Annotated in this window: 27 protein-coding genes and 2 tRNA genes; 16 read left to right on the forward strand and 13 right to left on the reverse strand. The window is 69.0% G+C overall.

Features of this window, described 5'->3' with window-relative positions:
• Window positions 1–56: 56 nt before the first annotated feature.
• The gene (locus tag ABLE43_RS04710) at window positions 57–542 is read right to left on the reverse strand and encodes a hypothetical protein (protein ID WP_348977324.1); all 486 of its coding nucleotides are present in this window, start codon (window positions 540–542) and stop codon (window positions 57–59) included.
• A complete protein-coding gene (gene hisI / locus ABLE43_RS04715) occupies window positions 539–898 on the reverse strand; it encodes a phosphoribosyl-AMP cyclohydrolase (RefSeq protein ID WP_348977325.1) in 360 nt (119 codons plus the stop codon). The genes ABLE43_RS04710 and hisI overlap by 4 nt, the downstream gene beginning before the upstream one ends.
• Window positions 899–1,014: 116 nt before the next feature.
• Between hisI and purF the strand changes: the two genes are divergently transcribed.
• Together purF and ABLE43_RS04725 are read left to right on the forward strand one after the other, a co-directional pair.
• Window positions 1,015–2,472 carry an amidophosphoribosyltransferase gene (gene purF / locus ABLE43_RS04720; RefSeq protein WP_348977326.1) on the forward strand — a complete coding sequence of 486 codons (1,458 nt, stop codon included), beginning with the start codon at window positions 1,015–1,017 and terminating at the stop codon, window positions 2,470–2,472.
• Complete coding sequence (locus tag ABLE43_RS04725; protein ID WP_348977327.1) at window positions 2,469–3,176, forward strand: SDR family NAD(P)-dependent oxidoreductase; 708 nt, start codon at window positions 2,469–2,471, stop codon at window positions 3,174–3,176. The genes purF and ABLE43_RS04725 overlap by 4 nt, the downstream gene beginning before the upstream one ends.
• 209 nt (window positions 3,177–3,385) lie before the next feature.
• Here the strand turns inward: ABLE43_RS04725 and ABLE43_RS04730 are convergent, their stop codons facing one another.
• The 4 genes from ABLE43_RS04730 to ABLE43_RS04745 form a co-directional block, all read right to left on the reverse strand.
• Window positions 3,386–4,078 (reverse strand): prolyl hydroxylase family protein, encoded by a 693-nt coding sequence (locus tag ABLE43_RS04730; RefSeq protein ID WP_348977328.1) that lies wholly within the window; start codon window positions 4,076–4,078, stop codon window positions 3,386–3,388.
• 145 nt (window positions 4,079–4,223) lie between these two features.
• Window positions 4,224–4,637 (reverse strand): methylmalonyl-CoA epimerase, encoded by a 414-nt coding sequence (gene mce / locus ABLE43_RS04735; protein ID WP_348977329.1) that lies wholly within the window; start codon window positions 4,635–4,637, stop codon window positions 4,224–4,226.
• 24 nt (window positions 4,638–4,661) lie between these two features.
• The gene (locus ABLE43_RS04740; RefSeq protein ID WP_348977330.1) at window positions 4,662–6,188 is read right to left on the reverse strand and encodes an acyl-CoA carboxylase subunit beta; all 1,527 of its coding nucleotides are present in this window, start codon (window positions 6,186–6,188) and stop codon (window positions 4,662–4,664) included.
• Between the two features lie 76 nt (window positions 6,189–6,264).
• Window positions 6,265–7,062 (reverse strand): DODA-type extradiol aromatic ring-opening family dioxygenase, encoded by a 798-nt coding sequence (locus tag ABLE43_RS04745; protein WP_348977331.1) that lies wholly within the window; start codon window positions 7,060–7,062, stop codon window positions 6,265–6,267.
• 102 nt (window positions 7,063–7,164) lie between these two features.
• Between ABLE43_RS04745 and ABLE43_RS04750 the strand changes: the two genes are divergently transcribed.
• The 11 genes from ABLE43_RS04750 (at window position 7,165) to ABLE43_RS04800 (ending at window position 18,944) form a co-directional block, all read left to right on the forward strand.
• On the forward strand, window positions 7,165–7,707 hold the full coding sequence (locus tag ABLE43_RS04750) for a (2Fe-2S)-binding protein (protein WP_348977332.1): 543 nt from the start codon (window positions 7,165–7,167) through the stop codon (window positions 7,705–7,707).
• A 120-nt stretch (window positions 7,708–7,827) separates the two neighbouring features.
• Window positions 7,828–8,793 carry an RcnB family protein gene (locus ABLE43_RS04755; RefSeq protein ID WP_348977333.1) on the forward strand — a complete coding sequence of 322 codons (966 nt, stop codon included), beginning with the start codon at window positions 7,828–7,830 and terminating at the stop codon, window positions 8,791–8,793.
• 106 nt (window positions 8,794–8,899) lie between these two features.
• Window positions 8,900–9,676: an enoyl-CoA hydratase-related protein gene (locus ABLE43_RS04760; protein WP_348977334.1), complete on the forward strand. Its 777-nt coding sequence runs from the start codon at window positions 8,900–8,902 to the stop codon at window positions 9,674–9,676.
• A 47-nt stretch (window positions 9,677–9,723) separates the two neighbouring features.
• Window positions 9,724–11,853, forward strand: a complete 2,130-nt coding sequence (scpA, locus tag ABLE43_RS04765) for a methylmalonyl-CoA mutase (RefSeq protein ID WP_348977335.1) — start codon at window positions 9,724–9,726, stop codon at window positions 11,851–11,853.
• A gap of 5 nt (window positions 11,854–11,858) precedes the next feature.
• On the forward strand, window positions 11,859–12,965 hold the full coding sequence (gene bioB / locus ABLE43_RS04770) for a biotin synthase BioB (protein ID WP_348977336.1): 1,107 nt from the start codon (window positions 11,859–11,861) through the stop codon (window positions 12,963–12,965).
• Entirely contained in the window at window positions 12,956–13,330 is a 375-nt protein-coding gene (locus ABLE43_RS04775; RefSeq protein WP_348977337.1) for a lysozyme inhibitor LprI family protein, read from the forward strand. Before bioB ends, ABLE43_RS04775 begins: the two co-directional genes overlap by 10 nt.
• Window positions 13,331–13,371: 41 nt before the next feature.
• The gene (locus tag ABLE43_RS04780; RefSeq protein WP_348977338.1) at window positions 13,372–15,447 is read left to right on the forward strand and encodes an ATP-binding protein; all 2,076 of its coding nucleotides are present in this window, start codon (window positions 13,372–13,374) and stop codon (window positions 15,445–15,447) included.
• Window positions 15,419–17,050 carry an alpha-amylase family glycosyl hydrolase gene (locus ABLE43_RS04785; RefSeq protein WP_425475226.1) on the forward strand — a complete coding sequence of 544 codons (1,632 nt, stop codon included), beginning with the start codon at window positions 15,419–15,421 and terminating at the stop codon, window positions 17,048–17,050. Before ABLE43_RS04780 ends, ABLE43_RS04785 begins: the two co-directional genes overlap by 29 nt.
• On the forward strand, window positions 17,050–18,060 hold the full coding sequence (locus ABLE43_RS04790; protein WP_348977340.1) for a glycosyltransferase family 4 protein: 1,011 nt from the start codon (window positions 17,050–17,052) through the stop codon (window positions 18,058–18,060). Before ABLE43_RS04785 ends, ABLE43_RS04790 begins: the two co-directional genes overlap by 1 nt.
• A 54-nt stretch (window positions 18,061–18,114) precedes the next feature.
• A complete protein-coding gene (locus ABLE43_RS04795; protein ID WP_348977341.1) occupies window positions 18,115–18,408 on the forward strand; it encodes a plasmid stabilization protein in 294 nt (97 codons plus the stop codon).
• Window positions 18,405–18,944 (forward strand): CinA family protein, encoded by a 540-nt coding sequence (locus ABLE43_RS04800; RefSeq protein ID WP_348977342.1) that lies wholly within the window; start codon window positions 18,405–18,407, stop codon window positions 18,942–18,944. The genes ABLE43_RS04795 and ABLE43_RS04800 overlap by 4 nt, the downstream gene beginning before the upstream one ends.
• Here ABLE43_RS04800 and ABLE43_RS04805 read toward each other — a convergent pair.
• Genes ABLE43_RS04805 through ABLE43_RS04815 form a run of 3 tightly spaced genes read right to left on the reverse strand, consistent with a single transcriptional unit; the run spans window position 18,908 to window position 21,905 of the window.
• A complete protein-coding gene (locus tag ABLE43_RS04805) occupies window positions 18,908–20,155 on the reverse strand; it encodes an adenosylmethionine--8-amino-7-oxononanoate transaminase (protein WP_348977343.1) in 1,248 nt (415 codons plus the stop codon). The genes ABLE43_RS04800 and ABLE43_RS04805 overlap by 37 nt on opposite strands.
• Window positions 20,152–20,781 carry a dethiobiotin synthase gene (bioD, locus tag ABLE43_RS04810; RefSeq protein ID WP_425475229.1) on the reverse strand — a complete coding sequence of 210 codons (630 nt, stop codon included), beginning with the start codon at window positions 20,779–20,781 and terminating at the stop codon, window positions 20,152–20,154. The genes ABLE43_RS04805 and bioD overlap by 4 nt, the downstream gene beginning before the upstream one ends.
• Complete coding sequence (locus tag ABLE43_RS04815) at window positions 20,772–21,905, reverse strand: 8-amino-7-oxononanoate synthase (RefSeq protein WP_348977345.1); 1,134 nt, start codon at window positions 21,903–21,905, stop codon at window positions 20,772–20,774. The genes bioD and ABLE43_RS04815 overlap by 10 nt, the downstream gene beginning before the upstream one ends.
• 147 nt (window positions 21,906–22,052) lie before the next feature.
• Between ABLE43_RS04815 and ABLE43_RS04820 the strand changes: the two genes are divergently transcribed.
• The 3 genes from ABLE43_RS04820 (at window position 22,053) to ABLE43_RS04830 (ending at window position 23,589) form a co-directional block, all read left to right on the forward strand.
• On the forward strand, window positions 22,053–23,255 hold the full coding sequence (locus tag ABLE43_RS04820) for an AI-2E family transporter (protein ID WP_348977346.1): 1,203 nt from the start codon (window positions 22,053–22,055) through the stop codon (window positions 23,253–23,255).
• A 21-nt stretch (window positions 23,256–23,276) separates the two neighbouring features.
• A tRNA-Asp gene (locus ABLE43_RS04825) sits at window positions 23,277–23,353 on the forward strand.
• A 159-nt stretch (window positions 23,354–23,512) separates the two neighbouring features.
• Window positions 23,513–23,589, forward strand: a tRNA-Asp gene (locus ABLE43_RS04830).
• Window positions 23,590–23,612: 23 nt separating this feature from the next.
• Here ABLE43_RS04830 and ABLE43_RS04835 read toward each other — a convergent pair.
• The 4 genes from ABLE43_RS04835 to ABLE43_RS04850 form a co-directional block, all read right to left on the reverse strand.
• Window positions 23,613–23,828: a DUF2842 domain-containing protein gene (locus tag ABLE43_RS04835; RefSeq protein WP_348977347.1), complete on the reverse strand. Its 216-nt coding sequence runs from the start codon at window positions 23,826–23,828 to the stop codon at window positions 23,613–23,615.
• A complete protein-coding gene (locus tag ABLE43_RS04840) occupies window positions 23,825–24,373 on the reverse strand; it encodes a 5-formyltetrahydrofolate cyclo-ligase (protein WP_348977348.1) in 549 nt (182 codons plus the stop codon). Before ABLE43_RS04840 ends, ABLE43_RS04835 begins: the two co-directional genes overlap by 4 nt.
• 224 nt (window positions 24,374–24,597) lie before the next feature.
• Entirely contained in the window at window positions 24,598–24,897 is a 300-nt protein-coding gene (locus ABLE43_RS04845; protein ID WP_348977349.1) for a cell division protein ZapA, read from the reverse strand.
• Window positions 24,897–25,088 (reverse strand): hypothetical protein, encoded by a 192-nt coding sequence (locus ABLE43_RS04850; protein ID WP_348977350.1) that lies wholly within the window; start codon window positions 25,086–25,088, stop codon window positions 24,897–24,899. The genes ABLE43_RS04845 and ABLE43_RS04850 overlap by 1 nt, the downstream gene beginning before the upstream one ends.
• Window positions 25,089–25,115: the final 27 nt, after the last annotated feature.

Raw genomic sequence — 25,115 nt, forward strand, 5'->3', positions numbered from 1 at the left:
TCCCTCGCTGGCCGACCCACCCCCGACCCCTCCCTGTCAGGGAGGGGAGATAAGTCTCACCCGCACAGCGCCGTTCCCCGCGGATCGCGCAACGCCTGCGCCTCCGACCGGCTCTCGCTCAGCCGATCGAGCGCGAGACCGGCCAGCGATGCCCGCCGCGTGCACAGCCGTGCGCAACTGCCCGGCAGCGCGCCCGGAAAGCGGATGCGGTCGCCGTCGAACCCCGCGTCGAACCGGCACCTTTGCCCCAGGTCGATCGCCAGCCGGTCGCCCGCACGCTCCGCCGTCCCGCGGGCGCTGCACCCGATGCCGTCGCCGTAATCGATGAACATGCCGACCCGCGCCGACGAATCCTGCTCCACCAGACACAGCCGGTCGCCCTCGCGCGCATACAGGCCGGTGATCGCGGTGGAGGCCGGATCGCGGACCACGCCGCGCGCGATCGCCGCTTCCTCCAGCGTGGTACCCGCATCCGCCTGCCGGTTCGGCCCGCCCGGCGAGCATCCCGCCAGCAGCACCACCAGCAGCGCCGCGACCCTCATGCCGCCGGGACCAGCCGATCCCCCTCGATCCGGCGGAAGAAGCAGCTTTCCGCCCCGGTATGGCAGGCAGGCCCGGCGGGAATCACCCGCAGCCATAGCGCGTCCTGATCGCAATCGATCCGCGCCTCCACCACGCGCAGGACATTGCCCGACGTCTCGCCCTTCTTCCACAGCCGCGCCCGGCTGCGCGACCAGAAGGTCGCCTCGCGCGTCTCGAGCGTCAGCCGCAGCGCGTCGGCATTCATGTGCGCGACCATCAGCGGGGCGAGGGTTTCGGCATGGACCGCGATCGCCGTCAGCAATCCGTCGGCGTCGTATCTGGGGTTCAGCACCATGCCGGTGTCGCGGTTTTCCATCGCCGCAACCCCTATCCCCAAACATGGTTCCGCCGCAATCGGCGATCAAAGGGCGACAAATCGAATTCGCCTGCCTATATGGCGGTCGTGTGACACGCTTATCCCCGGAAGGGCCTATGTTCACCACCCATCCTTTCGACGACGACAAGCTGCGCGAAGAGTGCGGCATCTTCGGTGTTTCCGGCGCGGACGGCGCGGCCGCACTGGTGGCGCTGGGCCTGCATGCGCTCCAGCATCGCGGCCAGGAGGCGGCGGGCATCTGCAGCTGGGACGGGGCGATGTTCCATACCCAGCGCGCGCAGGGCCATGTCGCGGGCAATTTCGACCGCCCCGACGTGATCGAGGCGCTGCCCGGCGCCACCGCCTGCGGCCATGTCCGCTATTCGACCACCGGCGAGACGTCGAACCGCAATATCCAGCCGCTGTACGCCGAACTGGCGTCGGGCGGGTTCGCGGTGGCGCATAACGGCAACCTGTCGAACGCGATGCGGCTGCGCAAGGATCTGGTACGCACCGGATCGATCTTCCAGTCGACCAGCGATACCGAGGTCATCATCCACCTCGTCGCGACGTCCAACTATCGCACGCTGCTCGATCGCTTCATCGATGCGCTGAAGCAGGTCGAAGGCGCCTATTCGCTGATCTGCATGACGCCCGAGGGGATGATCGCCTGCCGCGACCCGCTGGGCATCCGTCCGCTGGTGATGGGGCGGCTGGGCGACGCCTATATCTTCGCGTCGGAGACCGTCGGGCTCGACGTGGTCGGCGCGGAATTCGTGCGCGAGGTGGAGCCGGGCGAGCTGGTCATCGTCAAGAACGGTGAACTCCGCTCGATCCGCCCGTTCGCGCCGCTGTCCCCGCGTCCGTGCATCTTTGAATGGGTCTATTTCTCGCGGCCCGATTCGATCAGCGACGATCGTTCGGTCTATTCGGTGCGCAAGGCGATCGGGGCCGAACTGGCGCAGGAAAATCCGGTCGATGCCGATCTGGTGATCCCGGTGCCCGATTCGGGCGTCCCCGCTGCGATCGGCTATGCCCAGGCGTCGGGCATCCCGTTCGAGCTGGGCATCATCCGCTCGCACTATGTCGGGCGCACCTTCATCCAGCCGGGCGACAAGGTGCGGCACCTCGGCGTCAAGCTGAAGCACAACGCCAACCGCAAGCTGATCGAGGGCAAGAAGATCGTGCTGATCGACGATTCGATCGTGCGCGGCACCACCTCGCTCAAGATCGTGCAGATGATGCGCGATGCGGGCGCGGCGGAGGTGCATATGCGCATCGCCTCGCCGCCGACGCGCCATTCCTGCTTCTACGGCGTCGACACGCCCGAGCGCGCCAAGCTGCTCGCGGCCAAGCTCGATCTGGGCGGGATGACCGACTATATCCAGGCCGACAGCCTCGCCTTCGTCTCGATCGACGGGTTGTACCGGGCATTGGGCGAGGCGTCGCGCACCGCCGTCCGCCCGAAATATTGCGATGCCTGCTTCACCGGCGACTATCCGACGCCGCTGACCGATCAGGACGAGACGACGACGGTCGATCAACTCGCGATGCTGGCCGAACGTGTCGGATGAGTGACCGGTTGAAGGGGCAGCTGGCGCTCGTCACCGGCGCCAGCCGCGGGATCGGCGCGGCCACCGCCACGGCGCTGGCGGCGGAGGGCGCGCATGTCGTCCTCGTCGCACGAACGGCGGGCGGGCTCGAGGCGGTCGAGGACGCGATCTATGCCGCGGGCGGATCGGCCACGATCGCCCCGGTCGATCTGTACGATCTCACCGCGATTCCCCGCCTCGTCTCGGCGATCGCCGAGCGGTGGCGCGCGCTCGACATGCTGGTGCTGAACGCCGGTTCGCTCGGCACGCTGGGACCGGTGCCGTCGTTCGACCTGAAGGAGTTCGACAAGGTGATGGCGCTGAACGTCACCGCCAACGCCGCGCTGATCGCCGCCTTCTCGCCGATGCTGCGGCTGGCAAGGGCGGGCCGCGTGGTCGGCGTCACTTCCTCGGTCGGGGCCAAGCCGCGGGCCTATTGGGGCATGTACGGCGCGTCCAAGGCGGCGTTCGACAATATCGTCGCCAGCTATGGTCTGGAGATGGCGAACATCTCGCCGGTGCGCACCGCGATCGTCGATCCGGGCGCCACGCGGACGAAGATGCGCGAGCGTGCCTATCCGGGCGAGGACCCGCAGAGCGTCAAGCCGCCCGGGCGGGTGGCCGATGCGATCGTGCGACTGATGGCGGACGGCTTCGACACGGGCACGCGCATCCGGGTGGATTGATTCTCCGACACTCCCCTCGCTGAAAGGGATTCCTCCGCGAAAGTCCAGGGTCAGCACTTGATCCTGCCGTACCCCCGCGCAGGCGGGGGTCCAGAGCCAGGTAGAACAGCGGCTTGCGCCCGGGACTCCTGGACCCCGGCCTTCGCCGGGGTACGAAAGGGAGGTTCTTGCAGCGAAATCCCGGTCAGGGAGGGGCGGAACCGGCGCCGTCAGGGCTCGATCGTCGGCGTCCAGGCCCGTTCGCGAAACCATTTGGTGATGATGTACTTGGTCCCCTCGACCACCGCCATGCCCTCGTGCAGCGTGGCCGTATTGGGGCTGCCGTCCGGGTTCATGTTGTTCCACGCGACCAGCATGCCGGGCCGCGGGTTGAAGCGGACGCCCGCCTGCGGGAACCATGTCGCGCCGCCCTGCTCGACCTCGTTCAGATAGACCATCGCGGTCCACGTCCGCTGCCCGCCCTGGACCGCCATCGACGCCCAATAGGGCTCGTTCTCGTTGAAATAGTCGTTATGCGCCCGGAACTGCTGCCCCGGCGCATAGCGCTGCCCCTGCATCGTCTCGCCATGCTCGCGCGCAATGCCGAGCAGGTCGGCGATCTTCTCGTCGATCGGCTGGAGCAGCGGGTGCCAGCGATCGAGGTCACAGCTGTCGCTGGTGCGGAAGTTCGGATCGTGGCTGCTGGTCAGCAGCGTCGACTTGCGGCTGCCGTGGTCGATCGTCGCGATCAGCAAGCGGCATTCCTCCGCCGACAGGAAGTCGGGCAGCGCGAAGATCACGGCGGCGTCGGTCTTGGCGCGACGGATGCCGGGCACGGCGGCGAGCCTTGCCGCGACATCGCGACCGAAATCGGCACGAACGGGCGAGGGGCCGCCAGGCGGCTTGCGGACGATGGTGGTCATGGGCACGACTCAAACAAAGTTGGGCGGCGGTGTCGAGAGAGACTCCTCGTCATTCCGGCGAAGGCCGGAATCCATTGTGTCGGGTGTTCACGAATCCATCGATAACGCTCGTATCCATGGATTCCGGCCTGCGCCGGAATGACGCTCAGTGCTCAGGCGACTCCATCAACTCCACCAGCACCCCGCCCATGTCGCGCGGATGGACGAACACGATCGGCGTCCCGTGTGCGCCGATCCGCGGGCTGCCCAGCACGCGCGCGCCCTTCGCCACCAGTTCGGCGACCGCGACATGGATGTCCGCCACCTCGAAGCACAGGTGATGCTGCCCGCCCGCCGGATTCTTCGCGAGGAACCCCGCGATCGGCGACGCATCGTCATACGCCTCGATCAATTCGATCTGGGTATTGGGTGCGTCGATGAAGCACACCTTCACCCCCTGCGCCGGCAGGTCGAACGGCACCCCGATCGCCTCGGCGCCGAGCAGGGTGCGATAGGTCTCGATCGACGCTTCGATCGACGGCGTGGCGATGCCGACATGGTTCAGGCGGCCGAGCGGCATGGCGTCCCTCCGAGGCAACGGCGATCAAAGCGGGATATTGTCATGCTTCTTCCACGGATTCTCGAGCTTCTTGTTCCGCAGTTTCCGCAACCCCAGCGCCACCCGCCGCCGGGTGGAGTGCGGCAGAATCACCTCGTCGATGAACCCCTTGCTCGCCGCCACGAACGGGTTGGCGAAGCGCGCCTCATATTCCGCGGTCCGCGCCGCGACTTCCGCCGGGTCTTTCGACCGGAAGATGATCTCCACCGCGCCCTTGGCCCCCATCACCGCGATCTCGGCGGTCGGCCAGGCATAGTTCAGGTCGCCGCGCAGATGCTTCGACGCCATCACGTCATAGGCCCCGCCATAGGCCTTGCGGGTGATGACGGTGATCTTGGGCACCGTCGCCTCGGCATAGGCGAACAGCAGCTTCGCGCCGTGCTTGATGATTCCCGAATGCTCCTGTCCGACGCCGGGCAGGAAGCCGGGCACGTCGACGAAGGTCACGATCGGAATCTCGAACGCATCGCAGAAGCGCACGAACCGCGCCGCCTTCTTCGACGAATTGATGTCGAGGCACCCGGCCAGCACCATCGGCTGGTTGGCGACGATGCCGACGGTGCGCCCCTCGATCCGGGCGAAGCCGATGAGGATGTTGCCCGCATGGCCCGGCTGCAGCTCGAAGAATTCGCCGTCGTCGACGGTGCGTACGATCAGCTCGTGCATGTCATAGGGCTGGTTGGCGCTGGGCGGGATCAGCGTGTCGAGGCTGGGCTCCAGCCGGTCCCACGGATCGTCGCCGGGCCGCTCGGGCACGCCGGTACGGTTGGAGGCGGGCAGGAAATCGATGAAGTCGCGCGCCGCCAGCAGCGCCTCGATATCATTCTCGAACGCGCAGTCGGCGACCGAGGACCTGGTCGTGTGGGTGATCGCGCCGCCCAGTTCCTCCTGGGTCACGACCTCGTTGGTGACGGTCTTCACCACATCGGGGCCGGTGACGAACATATAGCTCGAATCCTTCACCATGAAGATGAAGTCGGTCATCGCCGGGCTGTACACCGCGCCGCCCGCGCACGGCCCCATGATGAGGCTCAACTGCGGCACCACGCCGGAGGCCAGCACGTTGCGCTGGAACACTTCGGCATAGCCGCCGAGCGACGCGACGCCCTCCTGGATGCGCGCGCCGCCCGAATCGTTCAGCCCGATCACCGGTGCGCCGACCTTCAGCGCGATGTCCATGATCTTGCAGATCTTCTGCGCATGCCGTTCGGACAGCGATCCGCCGAACACGGTGAAGTCCTGGCTGAACACATAGACCAGCCGCCCGTTGACCGTGCCTGATCCGGTCACGACCCCGTCGCCGGGGATCACCTGATCCGGCATGCCGAAATCGACGCAATTGTGCTCGACATACATGTCGAGCTCCTCGAACGAGCCGGGGTCGAGCAGCACCTCGAGCCGCTCGCGCGCGGTCAGCTTGCCCTTGGCGTGCTGTGCCGCGACCCGTTTCTCGCCGCCGCCCGCGCGGGCGCCTGCGCGCCGCTTCTCCAAAGCCTCCAGTGCTTCGAGCATCGTCTCTCCTTGCCGCCGGTTGCGGTTGTTTCCCCCCTTGTGCCAGCCCGGTGGGGGGGAGCGCAACATTCTTGCGTCACCCGAAGCGATAGCCGGAGACGACCCAGCCCAGCACCGTATCGCGATAGTCGCATACCGCGCGATCCTCGCCGCCCGCGCCGAGCGCGACCATCAGCGGCAGCAGATGCTCGGCTTCCGGATGGGCGAAGCGGGCGTGGGGCAGGGTTTCCCACGCGGTGACGCGCAAGGCACGGGCGGCAGGATCGGGATCGGTGACGGCGGCCGTCAGCGCCGCATCCCATCCGGCGGCGACCGGCGTCACCTGCGGCCCCCGTGCGCGCAGGTTGTGGAAGCTCATCCCCGACCCGACGATCAGCACGCCTTCGTCGCGCAACGGGGCCAGTGCCCGCCCCAGCGCGACATGCCCGACGGGATCGAGCGTGTCGATCAGCGACAGTTGCACCAGCGGGATGTCGGCGTCGGGCACCGCCACCATCATCGGCACGAACACGCCGTGATCCCACCCGCGCGTCGTCTCGGTATCGGTCGCAAGGCCAGCCCGCCCCAGCAGCGCCGCTACCCGCGCGGCGACATCGGGTGCGCCCGGCGCATCCCAGCGCAGGCGATAGGTATGTTCGGGAAAGCCGTAATAATCGTACAGCAGCGCGGGCCGTTCGCCGACATGGACGGTCGCGACCGGCGCTTCCCAATGGCCCGACACCATCAGGATCGCCCTCGGCCGTGTGGGCAGCGATGCGATCAGCCCTGCCAGATATGCCTGCATCGGCCGCCACATCGGATCGGGCGGCGCGCCGGGGTTCAGGAAGAAGCAGGGACCGCCGCCATGCGGCACGAAGAGCGTGGGGAGTCTCATGCCCGCCAACGTCGCGTCATGGTCGCGCGCGAACAAGGCGCACGTGGGAAACGACCCGTTTCGCGTGGCATCCGCCCGCACATGCCCCTACAAGGCGCGGCGATGAGCCGCCTGACCGTCAACAACAATCCGGTCGAGTACCGGATCGATCCCGAAACGCCGCTGCTGTGGGCGCTGCGTGACGTGTCGAACCTGACCGGGACCAAATATGGCTGCGGCACCGGGCATTGCGGGGCGTGCGTCGTCGATGTCGACGGGCGTGCGGTCAAGTCGTGCCAGGTCAGTATCGGCAGCCTCGAAGGCACGTTCGTCACCACGATCGAGGGGTTGTCACGCGATCGCAGCCATCCGGTGCAGGCGGCGTTCCTCGCGGCGCAGGTGGTGCAGTGCGGCTATTGCGTGCCGGGCTTCGTCATGGCCGCCGCCGCGCTGCTGCGGACCAACCGCGATCCGGGTGAGGCCGAGATCGCCGCCGCGCTCGACCATCTGTGCCGCTGCGGCATCTATCCCCGGCTGATCGATGCGGTCCGCCGCGCCGCCGCCGCCGGGCGGGGCGATGCCACGCTCGATCCGCCGCCGCAGCCCGGCATCGATCCGGCGGAGGCCGCGCGCGAGGTGCCTGCGCTTGCCCCGCCCCGGCCTTAGGTTCCTGCGTACCATATTCTTTCAATCTCCTGTCATCGCCATTCAGCAACGATTGATCGCATGTAGTGCAGAAGCGTGTCATCGACGCGGAGGCATATGCCACGCGGATGGAGGGCTGACATGACGAAGCGTTTCCTGCTGGCGTTGCTGACCGCGACGACGCTGATCCCGGCGACTGCGATGGCGCAGGCCGAACCCGAGGCGCGCGGGCCGCGCATGCGCGAGCGCATCGAGCGGATGGGCGGCGAGCGTCCTGCCGCGCGCGCCGAATTCGACGCGGGTGTGCGGGTCGACGCGCCGCAACCCCGTGGCGAAGCGCCGCGCGGCGGGGACCGTGGCGAGCGTGGCGATCGCGGCGGCTGGCAGCGTCCCGACCAGCCCCGGCCCGATCGCGGTGCGGACCGCGGCAACTGGCAGCGCCCCGATCAGCCGCGCCCCGACCGGGGCGAGTGGCAGCGTCCGCGCCCCGAAGGTCCGCGCCCCGACGCCCCGCGCCCCGACGCCCCGCGCCCCGACTTCAACGACCGCCGCGACCCGCCGCGCGACGCGCGCGGCCAGATCGATCGCGACCAGCTGCGCCGCGAATGGCAGCAGGGCCGCTTCCGTCAGGACGACGCGCAGCGCGACCGCCAGCGCCGCGAATGGCAGCGCGACCAGTGGCGGCGGCAGGACGATCGCAACCGGGGCGACTGGAACCGCAGCGACAACGACTGGCGCGACAACGGGCGCTATCGGGGCGACTGGAACGACCGCCGCCAGTGGAGCGATCGCGGCCAGTGGAACCGCGACTGGCGCCGCGACCGCCGCTACGACTGGAACGGATACCGCAACAACAACCGCAACCTCTATCGCCTGCCGCGCTATTACGCGCCGCAGGGCTGGGGATACGGCTATCGCCGGTTCGGCATCGGCGTGACGCTCAATTCGTTCCTGTTCGGGCAGAATTACTGGATCAACGATCCCTTCTACTATCGCCTGCCTGAGGCATACGGCCCGTATCGCTGGGTGCGGTACTACAACGACGCGCTGCTGGTCGACATCCGCACCGGCCGGGTGGTCGACGTGGAATACGACATCTTCTGGTAGGCCGACCCCGTGCCGCGACGCAGCCACAGCGTCGCGGCACGTTAATGCTGGCAATCGCCGACGCCTTTCCGCAAAACCGTAACAAATGATACGGGAGAGCGATTCGATGGGCGATCAACTGCGGGTGGCGCGCGTGGGTGACGTGCTGCGCATCACGCTCGACCGGCCCGAACGACTGAACGCCGCGCCGCCGGCGCTGTTCGATGCGATCCGCGCGGCCCTGGCCGATCGCGGGAATGCACGCGCGGTGCTGATCGACGCGGCGGGGCGGGCCTTTTGTTCCGGGGCGGACATCGCCGCCTTCGCCGGAGCCGTCGACGGCCCGGCGGCGACCCGCGCGGCGCTGACCGATCACTATCATCCGACGTTGCAGGCGATCGCCGATCTCGACGTGCCGGTGGTCAGCGCGGTGCGTGGGCCCGCGGCGGGGATCGGGTGCAGCCTCGCGCTCGCCGCCGATTTCTGCGTCGCGTCGGACAGCGCCTATTTCCTCCAGGCGTTCGTCAACATCGGCCTCGTCCCCGACGGCGGCGCGAGCTGGATGCTGCCGCGCCTGATCGGGCGGGCGCGGGCCGCGCGGATGATGCTGCTGGGCGAGCGGATCGATGCCGCGACCGCACTCGACTGGGGCATGATCCATGCGGTCGTGCCCGACGAGGCGCTCGATGCCGAGGCGCTGGCATTGGCGCAGCGGCTGGCGGCGGGGCCGACCGTGGCGCTGGGGCTTGCCCGACGCAACCTGACCCATGCGTTCGACAGCGACTATCCGACCGCGATGGCGCGCGAGGCGGAGGCGCAGGCGACCGCCCGTGCCACCGCCGATGCGGTGGAGGGCGCGACCGCCTTTCTCGCCAGGCGTTCCCCCCGGTTCGAGGGGCGGTGAATGGCACGGCTCGACTTCACGGCCCGCATGGCCCAAGGAACTGCATCATGACCGGCCCGACGATCGACGACTGGCAGAAGCTCGCCGCGCGCGAGGTGAAGGGCGCGGACCTAGCCTGGACCACGCCCGAGGGGATCACGGTCAAGCCGCTCTACACCGCCGCCGATGCGCCCGATCCCGGCCTGCCCGGCTTCGCGCCGTTCACGCGCGGGGTGAAGGCGACGATGTACGCCGGGCGGCCATGGACGATCCGGCAATATGCGGGCTTCTCCACCGCCGAGGAATCGAACGCCTTCTACCGCCGCAATCTGGCGGCGGGGCAGAAGGGGCTGTCGGTCGCGTTCGATCTCGCCACCCATCGCGGTTACGACAGCGACCATCCGCGCGTGGCCGGGGACGTGGGCAAGGCCGGGGTCGCGATCGACACGATCGACGACATGAAGATCCTGTTCGACGGCATCCCGCTCGACACCATGTCGGTCAGCATGACGATGAACGGCGCGGTGCTGCCCTGCCTCGCCTTCTACATCGTTGCGGCGGAGGAACAGGGGGTGTCGCCGGACCTGCTGTCGGGCACGATCCAGAACGACATCCTCAAGGAGTTCATGGTCCGCAACACGTACATCTATCCGCCCGAACCATCGATGCGGATCGTGTCGGACATCATCGCCTATACCGCCGAGCACATGCCGCGGTTCAACAGCATCTCGATCAGCGGCTATCACATGCACGAGGCGGGGGCGACCGCGGTGCAGGAACTGGCGTTCACCCTGGCCGACGGCATGGCCTATGTCCGCGCGGCGATGGCGCGCGGGCTGGACATCGATGCGTTCGCGGGCCGTCTGTCGTTCTTCTTCGGCATCGGCATGAACTTCTTCATGGAGATCGCCAAGCTGCGCGCGGCGCGGACGCTGTGGAGCCGGATCATCGCCGATTTCGGCGGTAGCCCACGCAGCCAGATGCTGCGCACCCATTGCCAGACGAGCGGCGTCTCGCTCACCGAGCAGGACCCGTACAACAACGTCATCCGCACCACCATCGAAGCGATGGCGGCGACCTTCGGCGGCACCCAGTCGCTGCACACCAACAGCCTCGACGAGGCGGTGGCGCTGCCGACCGATTTCTCCGCGCGGATCGCACGCAACACGCAGCTGATCCTGCAGGAAGAGACCGGCATGACCCATGTCGCCGATCCGCTGGGCGGCAGCTATTATGTCGAGGCGCTGACCACGGAACTGGCCGACAAGGCATGGGCGCTGATCGAGGAGGTCGAGGCGGCGGGCGGCATGATCGATGCCGTGAACAAGGGGCTGCCCAAGGAGCATATCGAACGCGCCGCCGCCGCGCGGCAGGCGCGGATCGACCGCGCCGAGGACGTGATCGTCGGGGTCAACAAATACCGGCTGGCGGAAGAGACCCCGATCGACATCCTCTCGATCGACAATGCCAAGGTCCGCGCCGACCAGATCCGCCGGATCGAGGCAGTGAAGGCGGCACGCGACGAAGGCGCGGCGCAGGCTGCGCTGGGTGCGTTGCGGGACGGGGCGGCGGGCGATGCCAACCTGCTGGCGCTGTGCGTCGCGGCGGCACGGGCGCGCTGTACGCTGGGCGAGATGTCGGCGGCGATGGAGGTCGCCTTCGGGCGGCATGCGGTGGCGGTGACGCCGGTCAAGGGCATCTACGGCCCCGCCCATGCGGACGACGACGGCTGGGCGCGCGCGGGCGAGGGCGTCGCGGCGGTCGAGCGGCGGCTGGGCCGCAAGCCGCGGATGCTGGTCGCCAAGATGGGGCAGGACGGGCATGACCGCGGCGCGAACGTCGTCGCCAGCGCCTTTGCCGACCTGGGGTTCGAGATCGTGTCCGGCCCCTTGTTCCAGACGCCGCAGGAAACCGCCGACCTCGCGATTGCGGAAGGCGTCGATGTGGTCGGCGCGTCGAGCCTTGCCGCCGGGCACAATACGCTGATCCCCGAACTCATCACCCGGTTGGCGGATGCGGGCCGGGCGGATATCCGGGTGGTGGCGGGCGGCGTGATCCCGCCGCAGGACTATGCGCTGCTCCGTGAGGCCGGGGTGGCGGCGATTTTCGGACCGGGCACCAACCTGGTCCATGCGGCGGCGGAGGTGTTGCGGCTGCTCGGCCACAACCTGCCGCCGGTGGGAGAGACTGTGGAATGAACGTGATGACTGCTCCGGTTGCCCCGACGGACGGACGTACCCCCGCGCAGGCGGGGGCCCAGGGCAGCGAGCGCGACGCTATTGGCGCTGGGCCCCCGCCTGCGCGGGGGTGTGCCGAACAGGTTCGGCACAACTGGACCCGCGCCGAGATCGCCGACCTGTTCGACCTGCCGTTCGATGAACTGATGTACCGCGCGCAGACCGTCCACCGCGCGCACCACGCCGTCGGGCAGGTCCAGCTGTGCACCTTGCTGTCGATCAAGACCGGCGGCTGTCCCGAGGATTGCGGCTATTGCTCGCAGTCGGCCAGCGCCGATACGAAGCTCAAGGCCGAGAAGCTGATGGAGGTACAGGCGGTCCTGACCGCCGCCGCCGAGGCAAAGGCGGCGGGATCGCAGCGTTTCTGCATGGGCGCGGCATGGCGCAACCCCAAGGACCGCGACATGGCCGCGGTGATCGCGATGGTCGAGGGCGTCCGCGCGATGGGCATGGAAACCTGCATGACACTGGGCATGCTGACGCCCGATCAGGCGCAGCGGCTGGCGGCGGCGGGCCTCGATTACTACAACCACAATATCGACACCTCGCCGGAAAACTACGCGAACATCATCTCGACCCGCAGCTTCGAGGACCGGCTGGATACGCTGGCGCATGTCCGGGCAGCCGGGATCAACGTGTGCAGCGGCGGGATCGTCGGGCTGGGCGAGACACGCGCCGATCGCGTCGGTTTCGTCCATGCGCTCGCCACGTTGCCGCGCCATCCCGAAAGCGTGCCGGTCAACGCGCTGGTCCCGGTCAAGGGCACGGTGCTCGGCAACATGCTGGCCGACACGCCGCTGGCGAAGATCGACGATATCGAGTTCGTCCGCACGGTCGCCGTCGCGCGGATCACCATGCCGCTGAGCATGGTGCGCCTGTCCGCGGGTCGCGAGAGCATGGGTGATGCGACGCAGGCGCTGTGCTTCATGGCGGGCGCGAACTCGATCTTCACCGGCGACAGGCTGCTGACCACCGGCAATGCGGGCGACGATGCCGATGCGGCGCTGCTCGCGAAACTGGGGATGGTGCCGATGGTCGCGGAGGAGCCGATGCGGAAGTCGTCATGCTGCTGAGCCTGCTGCTGCTGGCCGATGCCGTCGGCGGCAATTGCGGCAAGGCACCGACGCAGGCGCTGATGAACCGCTGCGCGCAGCAAGGCTGGCAGGCCGCCGATGCTGCGATGACCCGCGAGTGGCGCGCGACCTATGCCGCGATGAAGGCGCGCGACGCCCGCGACAAGCCGCACGGCGGCGGGTTCGGCTATGCGGCGGCGGCACTGGAAAGCCAGCGTGCGTGGTTGAAACTGCGCGATACGCACTGCGTGCTCGAAGGCGGGATCTACGGCGGCGGCTCGGCGCAACCGCTGGCCCGCTTCTCCTGCATGGAGCGCATGACGAACGACCGGGCGCAGCAGCTGCGCGAGTTGCGCCGAAATTGAACGCCTGACCCCGGCAAACGGGGCGGACGAGGAGAGTGGACGTGTTCAAGAAGATACTGGTCGCCAATCGCGGGGAGATCGCCTGCCGGGTAATGCGGACGGCGAAGCGCATGGGGATCGCGACGGTCGCGGTCTATTCCGATGCCGATGCGCGCGCGCCGCACGTCCTGATGGCCGAGGAGAGCGTGCGGCTCGGCCCCGCGCCCGCCGCGCAGAGCTATCTCGACCCCGAACTGATCCTGGCTGCGGCGAAGGCGACCGGCGCGGACTGCATCCACCCCGGTTACGGCTTCCTGTCGGAGCGCGAGAGTTTCGCGCGTGCCTGTGCCGATGCGGGCATCACCTTCGTCGGGCCGCCGCCGCAAGCCATCGCCGCGATGGGCGACAAGATCGAATCGAAGAAGCTGGCGCAGGCCGCCGGGGTGAACGTCGTGCCCGGCTATCTGGGCGAGATCGCCGATACAGAGGAGGCGGTGCGGATCGCCACCGACATCGGTTATCCGGTGATGATGAAGGCGTCGGCGGGCGGCGGCGGCAAGGGCATGCGCCTAGCGTGGAGCGAACAGGACGTCCGCGAGGGGTTCGAGGCGACCAAGCGCGAAGGGCTGGCGAGCTTCGGCGACGACCGCGTGTTCATCGAGAAGTTCATCGAAAGCCCGCGCCATATCGAAATCCAGGTGCTGGGCGACCGGCACGGCAACATCGTCTATCTCGGCGAGCGCGAATGCTCGATCCAGCGCCGCCACCAGAAGGTGGTCGAGGAAGCGCCGTCGCCCTTCGTCACGCCCGAGATGCGCCGGGCGATGGGCGAGCAGGCGGTGGCCCTTGCCCGCGCGGTCGGCTATTTCTCCGCCGGTACGGTGGAACTGATCGTCTCGGGCGCGGATACGACGGGGCGGGGCTTCTACTTCCTCGAGATGAACACCCGGTTGCAGGTCGAGCATCCCGTCACCGAGATGATCACCGGCCTCGATCTGGTCGAACAGATGCTGCGCGTGGCGGCGGGCGAACCGCTCGGCTTCACGCAGGATCAGGTGACGCTGAACGGCTGGGCGGTGGAGAACCGCGTCTATGCCGAAGACCCCTATCGCGGCTTCCTGCCCAGCACCGGGCGGCTGGTCCGCTACCATCCTCCCCGGCACGGGGAGGGGGGCCATGCGCAGCATCGTGGACGCGGGCATCCGCAGGCGGTGCCGCTACCCCTTGCCGGTCAGGATACGCCGATCGTCCGCGTCGACGACGGCGTGACCGAGGGCGGCGAGGTCAGCATGTTCTACGACCCGATGATCGCCAAGCTCATCACCTGGGCCCCGACGCGCGCGGCGGCGATCGATGCGCAGATCGCCGCGCTCGATGCGTTCGAGGTTGCGGGCGTGGGCAACAACATCGATTTCCTCTCCGCCATCATGCAGCATCCGCGCTTTCGCTCGGGTGCGCTGACCACCGGCTTCATTGCCGAGGAATATCCCGAAGGGTTCCACGGTGCGCCCGCCGACGGCGCGCTGCTGCGCCGTCTGGCGGCGATCGCGGTAGTCGCCGATCTGGAGCGGACGCACCGCGCCGGCCGGATCGACGGGCAACTGGGCGCGCGCATCGCGGGATCGACCGAACGGGTCGTCACGATCGGCGGGCAGCGCTTCGCCCTTTCCGTCGACGGTCATTCGAAAGGCATGTCGGTCAACATCGACGATGCCCCGCCGCTCGACGTCGTGATGCACTGGCGCCCTGCCGACCGGACCGTCACCGCGCGGATCGACGGTGCACCGCTGACCGTCCGCATCGCGCGCACCATCACCGGCTGGCGACTGACCACGCGGGGCAAGGCGCATGACGTCACCGTCCTGCCGCCGCATGTCGCCGACCTCACCCGCCACATGCTGGTAAAGGTGCCGCCCGACCTGTCGCGCTTCCTGCTGTGCCCGATGCCGGGGCTGCTCACCCGCGTCGAGGTGGCCGAAGGGGATCGGGTGGAGGCGGGCCAGCCGCTCGCGGTGGTGGAAGCCATGAAGATGGAGAATATCCTGCGCGCCGAACGCCCCGGTACGGTCGCGAAGATCGCGCACCAACCCGGCGACAGCCTTGCGGTCGATGCGGTCATCATGGAGTTCGAGCGGTAGGGCGGAACCCTTTGCCCGTCCGACGCTTATCGCCCGGGTGACGATCGTTTCATCCGCGCAACCATGGTGGGAATCCGCCACCGTCTATCAGATCTATCCGCGCTCGTTCGCCGATGCGAACGGCGACGGGATCGGCGATCTGGCGGGGATCGCCGACCGGATCGACTATCTGGTCGAACTGGGCGTGGATGCGATCTGGATCTCGCCGATCTTTCCGTCGCCGATGGCGGATTTCGGCTATGACGTGGCGGACTATACCGGCATCGACCCGCGCTTCGGCACCCTCGCCGATTTCGATGCGCTGCTGGCGAAGGCGCATGCGCGCGGGTTGCGGGTGCTGCTCGACTTCGTGCCGAACCATAGTTCGGACCGGCATCCGTGGTTCGTCGAGAGCCGGTCGTCGCGCGATAACCCGAAGCGCGACTGGTACATCTGGCGCGATCCCGCGCCGGACGGCGGACCGCCCAACAACTGGATCAGCGATTTCGGCGGCCCGGCATGGACGTTCGATGCCGCCACCGGCCAATATTATTCGCGCGCCTTCCTGCCCGAACAGCCCGACCTGAACTGGCGCAATCCGGAGGTGCAGGCCGCGATGCTCGCGGCGATGCGCTTCTGGTTCGAGCGCGGCGTCGACGGGTTCCGCATCGACGTGCTGTGGCACATGGTCAAGCACGCCGGTTTCCCCGACAATCCGCCCAACCCCGACTATCGCGAGGGCATGGGCGAGATGCACCGCGTGCTCCAGCTCCATTCCACCGACCAGCCCGAAGTGCATGCGATCGCCGCCGCGATGCGCGCGCAGGCCGACGAATATGGCGCGGTGCTGATCGGCGAAATCTATCTGCCGGTGCCGAGGCTGATGACCTATTACGGGCAGGACGACGCGCCCGGCGTCCACCTGCCGTTCAATTTCCAGCTGATCGAGGCGAGATGGGACGCGGCAGAACTGGCCGCGCGGATCGTCGAGTATGAAGCCGCGCTGCCGCCGGGCGGCTGGCCCAACTGGGTGCTCGGCAATCACGACCGCCCGCGCATCGCGACGCGGGTCGGGGCGGCACAGGCGCGGGTCGCGGCGATGCTGCTGCTGACGCTGCGCGGCACGCCGACGCTGTATCAGGGCGACGAACTGGGCCTGCCCGACGCGCAGGTGCCCGCCGACCGGGTGCAGGACCCGCGTGAGTTGCGCGAGCCGGGGCTGGGACTGGGGCGTGACCCAGTGCGCACGCCGCTGCCGTGGACTGCGGACGGCGGCTTCACCACCGGCGAGCCGTGGCTGCCGATCGATCCCGCGCACCTGCCGCTGAACGTCATGGACCAGGCGAGCGATCCGGCGTCGATGCTCGGCTTCTACCGCCGTCTGCTGGCGCTGCGCCGCGCGACGCCCGCGCTGGCGACCGGCACGATCGAGGACGTGCGGGCCGAGGGGGACGTGCTGCAGTACGTCCGCAGCGACGGGACCGCGCGCTATCATGTCGCGCTGAACCTCGGCGATGCGACCGCAGCCGTCGAAGGTGATCCCGTGCTTTCGACCCGCCCGGACGGCCCCGCCGATCCGCTGCACCTCCGCCCCGCCGAGGGGCTGATCCTGAAAGTTTCCTGATGCGCATCGCCATGCTCGCCCCGATCGCGTGGCGCACGCCGCCGCGCCACTATGGCCCGTGGGAACTCGTCACCAGCCTGCTCACCGAGGCGCTGGTCGCGCGCGGGCTGGACGTGACGCTGTTCGCCACGCAGGACAGCGTGACCAGCGCGACGCTGGCGGGCGTGGTCCCCGCGCCGTACAGCGAAGACCCGGCGATCGATGCGAAAGTGTGGGAGTTCGCCCATCTCGCGCATGTCTTCGAGCGGGCGGGCGAGTTCGACCTGATCCACAACCAGGCCGATTTTCCTGCGCACGCCTTTTCCGGGCTGGTCGACACGCCGATGGTGACGACGATCCACGGCTTCTCGTCCGACCGTATCCTGCCGATGTACCAGCCCTATCAGGACCGGGTGCACTATGTCGCGATCAGCGATGCCGACCGGCACCCGTCGCTGCGCTATGCCGCGACGATCCATCACGGCATTCCGCTGGGCGACTTTCCGTTCGATGCCACCGGCAGCGACGACCTGCTGTTCTTCGGGCGGATGCACCCGGACAAGGGCGCGGCGGACGCGATCGCGGCGGCAAAGGCGGCAGGCAGGCGGCTGCACCTTGCCGGGATCGTGCAGGATGACCGCTACTGGCGTGACGAGGTCGAGCCGCACATCGATGGTACGTCGGTCGTCTATCACGGCGCGGTCGGCGGCAAGCGGCGCACCGACATGCTGGGGCAGGCACGCGCGCTGCTCCATCTGATCGGCTTCGACGAACCCTTCGGCCTGTCGGTGATCGAGGCGATGGCGTGCGGTACGCCGGTCATCGCCTACAACCGCGGATCGATGCCCGAACTGATCGAGGACGGCGTCAACGGCTTCCTCGTCGATACGCTGGACGAGGCGATCGCCGCGATCGGGCAGGTGGGCGCGATCGACCGCGCAGCGTGCCGCGCGCGCGTCGCCGAACGCTTCTCGGTCGAGGCGATGGCCGAGGCCTATCATGGGTTATACCGATCGATCCTGAGCGCATGAAACCGGTGTAAGCTGCTGTTTGTTATAGGCTTCGCAGCTAGAACGGAGGCCATCATGCCACGCGGCGACAAGAGCAGCTATACCGACAAGCAGAAGCGCAAGGCGCAGCATATCGAGGAAAGCTATGAGGCGCGTGGGCTTCCCGAGAAGGAAGCCGAAGCCCGCGCCTGGGCGACCGTCAACAAGGATTCGGGCGGCGGCAACAAGTCCGGCTCGGGCCGTGGCCATCCCGAAACCCATGCCTCGGCACGGCGCGGCGGCAAGGCGGCGGCGAACCGCTCCGCCGCCGACCGTTCCGCCGCCGCCAAAAAGGGGTGGGAGACGCGCCGCGCCAAGGCCGCGCAATGACCGAGACGCTCTCCCCCGCGCTGCCTGACGCGATCGAGCGCAAGGCCGCCGATCTGCTCGAGACGGCCTGCGCGCGCGACCTGTCGTTCGTCACCGCCGAAAGCTGTACCGGCGGCATGCTCGCTGCGCTGCTGACCGATGTCGAGGGGGCGTCGCATGCCTTCGACCGCGGGTTCGTGGTCTATAGCGAGGGCGCGAAATGTGAGTTGTTGGGCGTCGAGCGCGACATGCTCGACGATTGCGGCGCGGTGAGCCGCAACGTCGCGGTCGCGATGGCGCGCGGCGCGCTGCGCGGGTCGGATGCCGATATCGCGCTGTCCGTCACCGGCTTCGCCGGGCCGGGCGCGCCGGGCGACGAACCCGGCCTCGTCCACTTCGCCTGTGCGATCCGGAACGGCGCGGAGACGACGCGCGAGTGCCATTTCGGCGACATCGGGCGCGGGGCGGTGCGGGTGGCCGCGCTGGAGGAGGCGCTCTCGATGCTGGTGGCGGCGGTCGATCAGGCGTCGTCGCACGCCGCACCCAGCGCGGCGTAGATCGCGTCGAGATCGGCATCGTCGATGCAATAGGGCGGCATGACATAGAGCGTCGAGCCCAGCGGCCGCAGCAGCACCCCGGCGTCCCGGAACCGCGCGAGCAGGCGCGGCGCACGCGCCGACAGATAGCCCTCCGGCCCGCCCAGATCGAACGCGGCGATCGTCCCGCATTGCCGGGGGTTCGCGACCTTCGGATGCGCGGAGAGCGCCGCCAGCCGCGCCGCCTGTCGCTGCGCGAGCGTGGCGATCCGCTCGCGCACCGGCTCCTCGCGCCAGATGGCGAGGTTGGCGCAGGCGGCGGCGCAGGCGATCGGGTTGGCGGTGTAGCTCGACGAATGGAAGAACATCGTCGCCCGGTCAGGCCCGTAATGCGCCTGATAGACCGCCTCGCTCGCCATCGTCACCGCCAGCGGGATCGCGCCGCCGGTCAGCCCCTTGGACAGGCACATGAGGTCGGGCACCACGTCCGCCTGCTCGCACGCGGTCAGCGTGCCGGTGCGGCCCCATCCGGTCATCACCTCGTCGGCGATGAACAGCACGTCGTGGCGGCGGCAGATGCGCGCCAGTTCGGCAAGGACCGGCGGCGGATACATCGCCATGCCTCCCGCGCCCAGCACCAGCGGTTCGACGATGAACGCCGCCGCGCCCGCCTGGCATGCGGCTTCGAGCGCATCATAGCATGGCTGCTCCGACCCGGCGGCGGGGAAGGGGATGCTTTCCACGTCGAACAGCAGCGGGGCATAGGCGCGGTTGAAGACGCCCCGCGCGCCGACCGACATCGCGCCGATCGTGTCGCCGTGATAGCCGTGCTCCATCACGACGATGCGGTGCCGATCCTCGCCCCGGTTGCGCCAGTAGCCGAGCGCCATCTTGAGCGCGACCTCGACGCTGGTCGATCCCGAGTCCGAAAAGAACACCCGCGTCAGCGCGTCCGGCAGGATGGCGCGCAGTTCGGTTGCCAGCGTCTCGGCGGGTTCGTGGGTCCATCCGGCGAAGATGATCTGGTCCAGCCGCTGCGCCTGATCGGCGATCGCGGCGGCGATGCGCGGGTGGTTGTGGCCATGCGTCGTCACCCACCATGACGAGATCGCATCGACGATCCGCCGCCCGTCGTCGGTCCACAGCGCCGCCCCGTCGCCGCGCACGATATGCGGGATCGGCTCGCCCAGGCCGTGCTGCGTGAAGGGATGCCAGATCGGCGAGCCGCTCACCGGAAGTCGTCCACGTCGAAGTTCGCGGCAAAAGCGGCGGCCAGCGCTTCCGGCGTCAGCGGGTCGAGCCGGGGGAGGCGTCCCAGCCGCCGCACCTTGCCCAGCCGCACGATCGTCGCCTCGCTGTCGGGCACCGCATCGCCGACGAAGGCGACGCCGCGGATCGGCAACCCGCGCGCCCGCAGCGCTTCGATCGAGAGCAGGCTGTGGTTGATCGTGCCCAGCGCGGTGCGCGCGACCAGCACCACCGGCACCGCCCAGCGGGCGAACAGGTCGCCATAGGTGAAGCCGCCGACGATCGGCACCAGCACGCCGCCCGCCCCCTCGACCACCAGCGCCCCGTCGGTCGCGGGGAGCGCCAGCCGGTCGGGATCGATCGTCACCCCGTCCAGTTCCGCCGCCCGGTGCGGGGAACAGGGGGTGGCGAGGGCATAGGCTTCGGGCAGCAGCCGATCGTCGGCGATACGCGCCAGCCGTGCGACGCGCATCCGGTCGGTGCCGTCGTCGGTCCCCGCCTGCACCGGCTTCCAATAGCGGGCGCCCAGTGCGCCGGTCAGCGCGGCGGCGAACACCGTCTTGCCGACGTCGGTATCGGTTCCGGTGACGACGATCGCGCTCACGACAATTCCCCCAGTGCCTCGGCCAGCGCCGCCACATCGTCGCGTGTGACGTTCAGCGTCAGCGATATGCGCAGCCGTGCGGTGCCGGGCGGGACGGTCGGCGGGCGGATGCCGCGCACGTCGAAGCCCCGCGCCTGCAACCCCGAAGCGAGCCGCATCGCCGCGCCGTCCCCGCCGACGATCAGCGGCAGGATCTGCGATCCCGTCGCCCGGACCCCCGGCGGCGCGAGCAGCGCTTCCGCCTCCGCCATCAGCGCATGCAGCGCCGCCTGCCGCTCCGGTTCGTCCGCCAGCACCCGCAAGGCCGCCCGTACCGCCGCCGCCATCAGCGGGGAGGGTGCGGTCGAGAAGATGAACCCGCGCGCGCGGTTGACGAGGAAGTCGCGCACGACCGCCGGACCGCACACCAGCGCGCCCTCGCACCCCAGCGCCTTGCCGCAGGTGCGCAGCGTCACGACGTTCGGCTGCCCCTCCAGTGCGGCGGCCAGCCCGCGTCCCTGCGGCCCGAACACGCCGGTCGCATGCGCCTCGTCGATCAGCAGCACCGCGTCGTGCCGCGCCGCGACCTGCGCCAGTTCCGGAAGCGGCGCACGGTCGCCGTCCATGCTGTAGAGGCTCTCGACCGCGATCCACGGCGTGCCCTTGCCGCCCGCCGCCCGCCACCGGGCGATCGCATCGTCGAAGCCCTGCGCATCGTTATGCGCCGCCGCCGTTGCCGGTGCGCGGGCGAGCCGCATCCCGTCGTGGGCGCTGGCATGGACCAGCGCGTCATGCACGATCAGGTCGCCCCGCTGCGGCAGCGTCGCCAGCAGGGCGGCATTGGCCGCGAACCCGCTGGAGAACCACAATGCCGATTCGCTGCCGAACAACGCCGCCGCTTCCGCCTCCAGCGCCTCGTGCTCGGCATGGTTGCCGCGCAGCAGCCGCGATCCGCCCGCGCCGACGGGCACGCCGCGCGCGATCGCGTCGGTCGCGGCCTGCGCCAGCACCGGCGCGCCCGCCAGCCCCAGATAATCGTTCGACGCGAAGTCCCGCCCCCGGATCGGCAGCAGCGCGCGGCGCCGGTCGATCGCCGCCAGCCGCGCGAGATCGTCGACCAGCGGTCGCAGCGGAGAGGAGGAAGGCGTCACGGACAGGCTCGCATCGGCACCCGGCACGGCCTGGCCGGGGCGACGCGCATATCGGCTGATGGGGGCAGGCGCAATTCCGCCCCGGAATGTTCGCGATTCGAACCCGGTGGATGGCGTGCGCCGCGGCGACCGGCTAGGGATTCGTCCATGGTCGATCCCGTGCAGCCCCCGCCCGAACCCGCCCCCCGCGCCGACGACGCCAGCCCGGAGGAATTGCGCCGCGACCGGCTGCTCGCCTCGCTCACGCTGATCGCGGGCGTCGGGCTGGTGCTGGCGCTGCCGTTCGCGTTGCAGGCGGGGGCACGCTTCTTCCTGCCGCTGACCGCCGCGATCGTGATCGCCATCGCGCTGGTGCCGCTGCTCGAATGGCAGGAGCGGCACCGGGTGCCCGCCCCACTCGCCGCGTTTTTCTGCGTGCTGCTGTTCCTGATCGTCGCCAACGGGGCGCTCGCCTCGATCGTGGTCCCGGCATGGGGCTGGGCGCAGATATTGCCCGAACGGATCGACCGGGTGCAGCACAATGTCGCGCCGCTGATCGATTTCTACGCGAGCCTCGAGAAGTTCGTGAACGGCCTGCTCGCCGGAGTAGCCAGCGCGCCCGCGCGCCAGACGACGACCAGCGTCGCCCCGCCGCAGTCGCTGCTCGATCTCGTCACCACCTCGGCACCCTCGGCGCTGCTCGAGATGTTCTTCGCGATCCTCGTCATCTATTTCTTCCTCGCCGGGTGGAGCGACCTGCGCCGGGCGGCGATCACCAAGCGGTCCAGCTTCGGCGGCGCGATGGCGACCGCGCGGGTGATCCAGAACGTCGTCGACGATACCTCGGCCTATCTCGGCACGATCACCTTCATCAACTTGATGCTCGGCGCGCTGGTCGCCGCCGCGCTCTGGTACATCGGCATGCCGACGCCGCTGATGTGGGGCGGGATCGTCGCGCTGCTGAACTATGTGCCCTATCTGGGACCGATCTTCGCCGCGCTGCTGCTGGCGCTGGGCGGGCTGATGACCTTCACCGACATCTGGTACGCGCTGCTGCCCGCTGCGATCATGATCGGCGCACATCTGGTGGAGGCGAACGTCATCACCCCGCTGGTCGTCGGCCACCGCCTGACGATCAATCCGCTGATGATCCTCATTACGCTCAGCTTCTGGGGCTGGGTGTGGGGCACGCCCGGCGCGCTGCTGGCGGTGCCGCTGCTCATCATCATCCAGACGGTGCTGAAGGGCGCGGGGAAGCCCGACATCGCGGGCTTCCTGTTCGAGCACGGCACGTTGATCCAGGACGTGCCGGTCCCAAGAAATGCAGCGGGCGGCAACGCGGGCGTTGACAGCCCCCCGACCGCCCCTTAAAGGCCGCCTCCTCGCTAGAGAGCGGGTGTAGCTCAGTTGGTTAGAGCGCCGGCCTGTCACGCCGGAGGTCGCGGGTTCGAGCCCCGTCACTCGCGCCACAGCGCGTCGTCGGACGCGGTGGCCCTCGCGGATTTTCCTCCTTCCATCCCTGCCGCAGCGACGCCTCGCGCGTGTCGTCCGGCGATGCAGAAACTTTCTTGCACCCTGTCGTTGACACGCCGGAACGGCGCTTCTAAAGCCCGCCTCCTCGCTAGAGAGCGGGTGTAGCTCAGTTGGTTAGAGCGCCGGCCTGTCACGCCGGAGGTCGCGGGTTCGAGCCCCGTCACTCGCGCCACTTTCCGTGATGGAAAGCGGCGCCTACCGCCAGCGACCGGTCTCCATCCAGCGCAGCATCGCCCGCATCGGCAGCACCCACAGCCATGCGATCCCGGCGACCAGATAGAAGCCGAGCTGCACCGCCCAGTGCCAGCCGCCGACCGTCGTCGACAGCATCGCGACGGCGACCGCCCACAGCGTCAGCATGGCGAGGATCGCCAGCACGCCCACCGGCTTGCGCCAACTCGGTTCGTTCATCGATTCGGTTCCGGTATCCATGTGTCGGTTTCGGTCGCTATCAGGTGCAGCGGCACGTCCCATGGATCGACCGGCAGCGCTGCCACCCGTTGCACCGACCATGCGATACCGATCCGTAGCGCATCGGGCCAGCGGGCGAACGCCCGGTCGTAATGGCCCGCACCCTGGCCCAGCCGGTTGCAGCGCGAATCGAACCCGACCAGCGGGGTGAGGATGATATCGGGATCGACTGCCGTTGCCGTCGCCCCCGGCTGCGTCAGGCCGAACGGCCCGGCCTCCAGCGGCGCGGCGGCATCGCGGAAATCGATCGGCGATGCGCGGTCGATCACCCGGGGCAGGGCAAGCAGGCCACCCGCGCGCCGCACTACCGCATCGAACGCCGCCGGATCGGCCTCGCTGCCGAGCGGAACATAGCTCGCCACCGCTACGCCGGGGCGCAGCGCCTCGAGGAACAGCTGCGGCGGCAGGATCGCGGGCGGACCGCCCGCGACGAACGCATCGCGCGCCGCGCGCAGCCGTGCCCGCAGCACGCGCTTGTCGATCATGGCAGCATGGGGTGGCGGGACCACCATGGGCCGTTTGCCGGAGTATCCACCGACGCACAGTACGTCAGGTGGGGATCATGTACGTCAGACCAGGATCTGCGCAGGGACAACCCCCATGGATGAAGGAATAGCCTCAGGGATAGTTCAAGGCTCGCACCGGGCAGTACCCGCCGATCCCCATATAGGACCGGGAAGCGCGCGGGACAATGGCCGGTCGGCGATGCTCAGTCGTCGCCGACCGGTTCCTCCAGCGTCGCCGCCACCGCCTCGAGCCGCTCGGCGATTCGTTCGAGCAGCGCGGGCGGCAGGCCCGCCGCCGGGTTGGCCTCGCGTTCGGCCAGTTGGTCGGCCAGCATCAGCGCGATGTAGAGCAAGGTCCGCTCCGACGATCCGCCCGATGCGCGCTGCGCGGCGGCGGCGTGTCGTTCCAGCATCGCGCCCAATCCGCGCAACGCCGCCTCCTCGCCGTCGCGGCAGGCGACCAGATGCGGGCGGCCCGCGATGGTCAGCGTCAGTTGCGCCATCAGCGATCCGCCTCTTCCTGCGCGATCAGCGCGTCGAGCGCATGGATCGCTTCCTCCATCCGCGCCTTGAGCACGCCGTGGCGACGGCCGAGCGCATGGGTGGCGAAGGCACGCACCTGTCCCGCGCGTTCGATGCGCGCCAGCGCACGCTCGATCCGCTCGATCGCGGCAGCCTGGGGCCCTTCGCTCATGCTGTCCATCTAGGTTTGATTAACATG

Source organism: Sphingomonas silueang (genome assembly GCF_040049155.1).
GTDB lineage: Bacteria > Pseudomonadota > Alphaproteobacteria > Sphingomonadales > Sphingomonadaceae > Sphingomonas > Sphingomonas silueang.

Coding starts and splice junctions, on each gene's coding strand:
- ABLE43_RS04710 (WP_348977324.1), bottom strand. CDS start 542: ATGAGGGTCGCGGCGCTGCTGGTGGTGCTGCTGGCGGGATGCTCGCCG.
- hisI (WP_348977325.1), bottom strand. CDS start 898: ATGGAAAACCGCGACACCGGCATGGTGCTGAACCCCAGATACGACGCC.
- purF (WP_348977326.1), top strand. CDS start 1,015: ATGTTCACCACCCATCCTTTCGACGACGACAAGCTGCGCGAAGAGTGC.
- ABLE43_RS04725 (WP_348977327.1), top strand. CDS start 2,469: ATGAGTGACCGGTTGAAGGGGCAGCTGGCGCTCGTCACCGGCGCCAGC.
- ABLE43_RS04730 (WP_348977328.1), bottom strand. CDS start 4,078: ATGACCACCATCGTCCGCAAGCCGCCTGGCGGCCCCTCGCCCGTTCGT.
- mce (WP_348977329.1), bottom strand. CDS start 4,637: ATGCCGCTCGGCCGCCTGAACCATGTCGGCATCGCCACGCCGTCGATC.
- ABLE43_RS04740 (WP_348977330.1), bottom strand. CDS start 6,188: ATGCTCGAAGCACTGGAGGCTTTGGAGAAGCGGCGCGCAGGCGCCCGC.
- ABLE43_RS04745 (WP_348977331.1), bottom strand. CDS start 7,062: ATGAGACTCCCCACGCTCTTCGTGCCGCATGGCGGCGGTCCCTGCTTC.
- ABLE43_RS04750 (WP_348977332.1), top strand. CDS start 7,165: ATGAGCCGCCTGACCGTCAACAACAATCCGGTCGAGTACCGGATCGAT.
- ABLE43_RS04755 (WP_348977333.1), top strand. CDS start 7,828: ATGACGAAGCGTTTCCTGCTGGCGTTGCTGACCGCGACGACGCTGATC.
- ABLE43_RS04760 (WP_348977334.1), top strand. CDS start 8,900: ATGGGCGATCAACTGCGGGTGGCGCGCGTGGGTGACGTGCTGCGCATC.
- scpA (WP_348977335.1), top strand. CDS start 9,724: ATGACCGGCCCGACGATCGACGACTGGCAGAAGCTCGCCGCGCGCGAG.
- bioB (WP_348977336.1), top strand. CDS start 11,859: ATGACTGCTCCGGTTGCCCCGACGGACGGACGTACCCCCGCGCAGGCG.
- ABLE43_RS04775 (WP_348977337.1), top strand. CDS start 12,956: ATGCTGCTGAGCCTGCTGCTGCTGGCCGATGCCGTCGGCGGCAATTGC.
- ABLE43_RS04785 (WP_425475226.1), top strand. CDS start 15,419: ATGCGGTCATCATGGAGTTCGAGCGGTAGGGCGGAACCCTTTGCCCGT.
- ABLE43_RS04790 (WP_348977340.1), top strand. CDS start 17,050: ATGCGCATCGCCATGCTCGCCCCGATCGCGTGGCGCACGCCGCCGCGC.
- ABLE43_RS04795 (WP_348977341.1), top strand. CDS start 18,115: ATGCCACGCGGCGACAAGAGCAGCTATACCGACAAGCAGAAGCGCAAG.
- ABLE43_RS04800 (WP_348977342.1), top strand. CDS start 18,405: ATGACCGAGACGCTCTCCCCCGCGCTGCCTGACGCGATCGAGCGCAAG.
- ABLE43_RS04820 (WP_348977346.1), top strand. CDS start 22,053: ATGGTCGATCCCGTGCAGCCCCCGCCCGAACCCGCCCCCCGCGCCGAC.
- ABLE43_RS04835 (WP_348977347.1), bottom strand. CDS start 23,828: ATGAACGAACCGAGTTGGCGCAAGCCGGTGGGCGTGCTGGCGATCCTC.
- ABLE43_RS04840 (WP_348977348.1), bottom strand. CDS start 24,373: ATGATCGACAAGCGCGTGCTGCGGGCACGGCTGCGCGCGGCGCGCGAT.
- ABLE43_RS04845 (WP_348977349.1), bottom strand. CDS start 24,897: ATGGCGCAACTGACGCTGACCATCGCGGGCCGCCCGCATCTGGTCGCC.
- ABLE43_RS04850 (WP_348977350.1), bottom strand. CDS start 25,088: ATGAGCGAAGGGCCCCAGGCTGCCGCGATCGAGCGGATCGAGCGTGCG.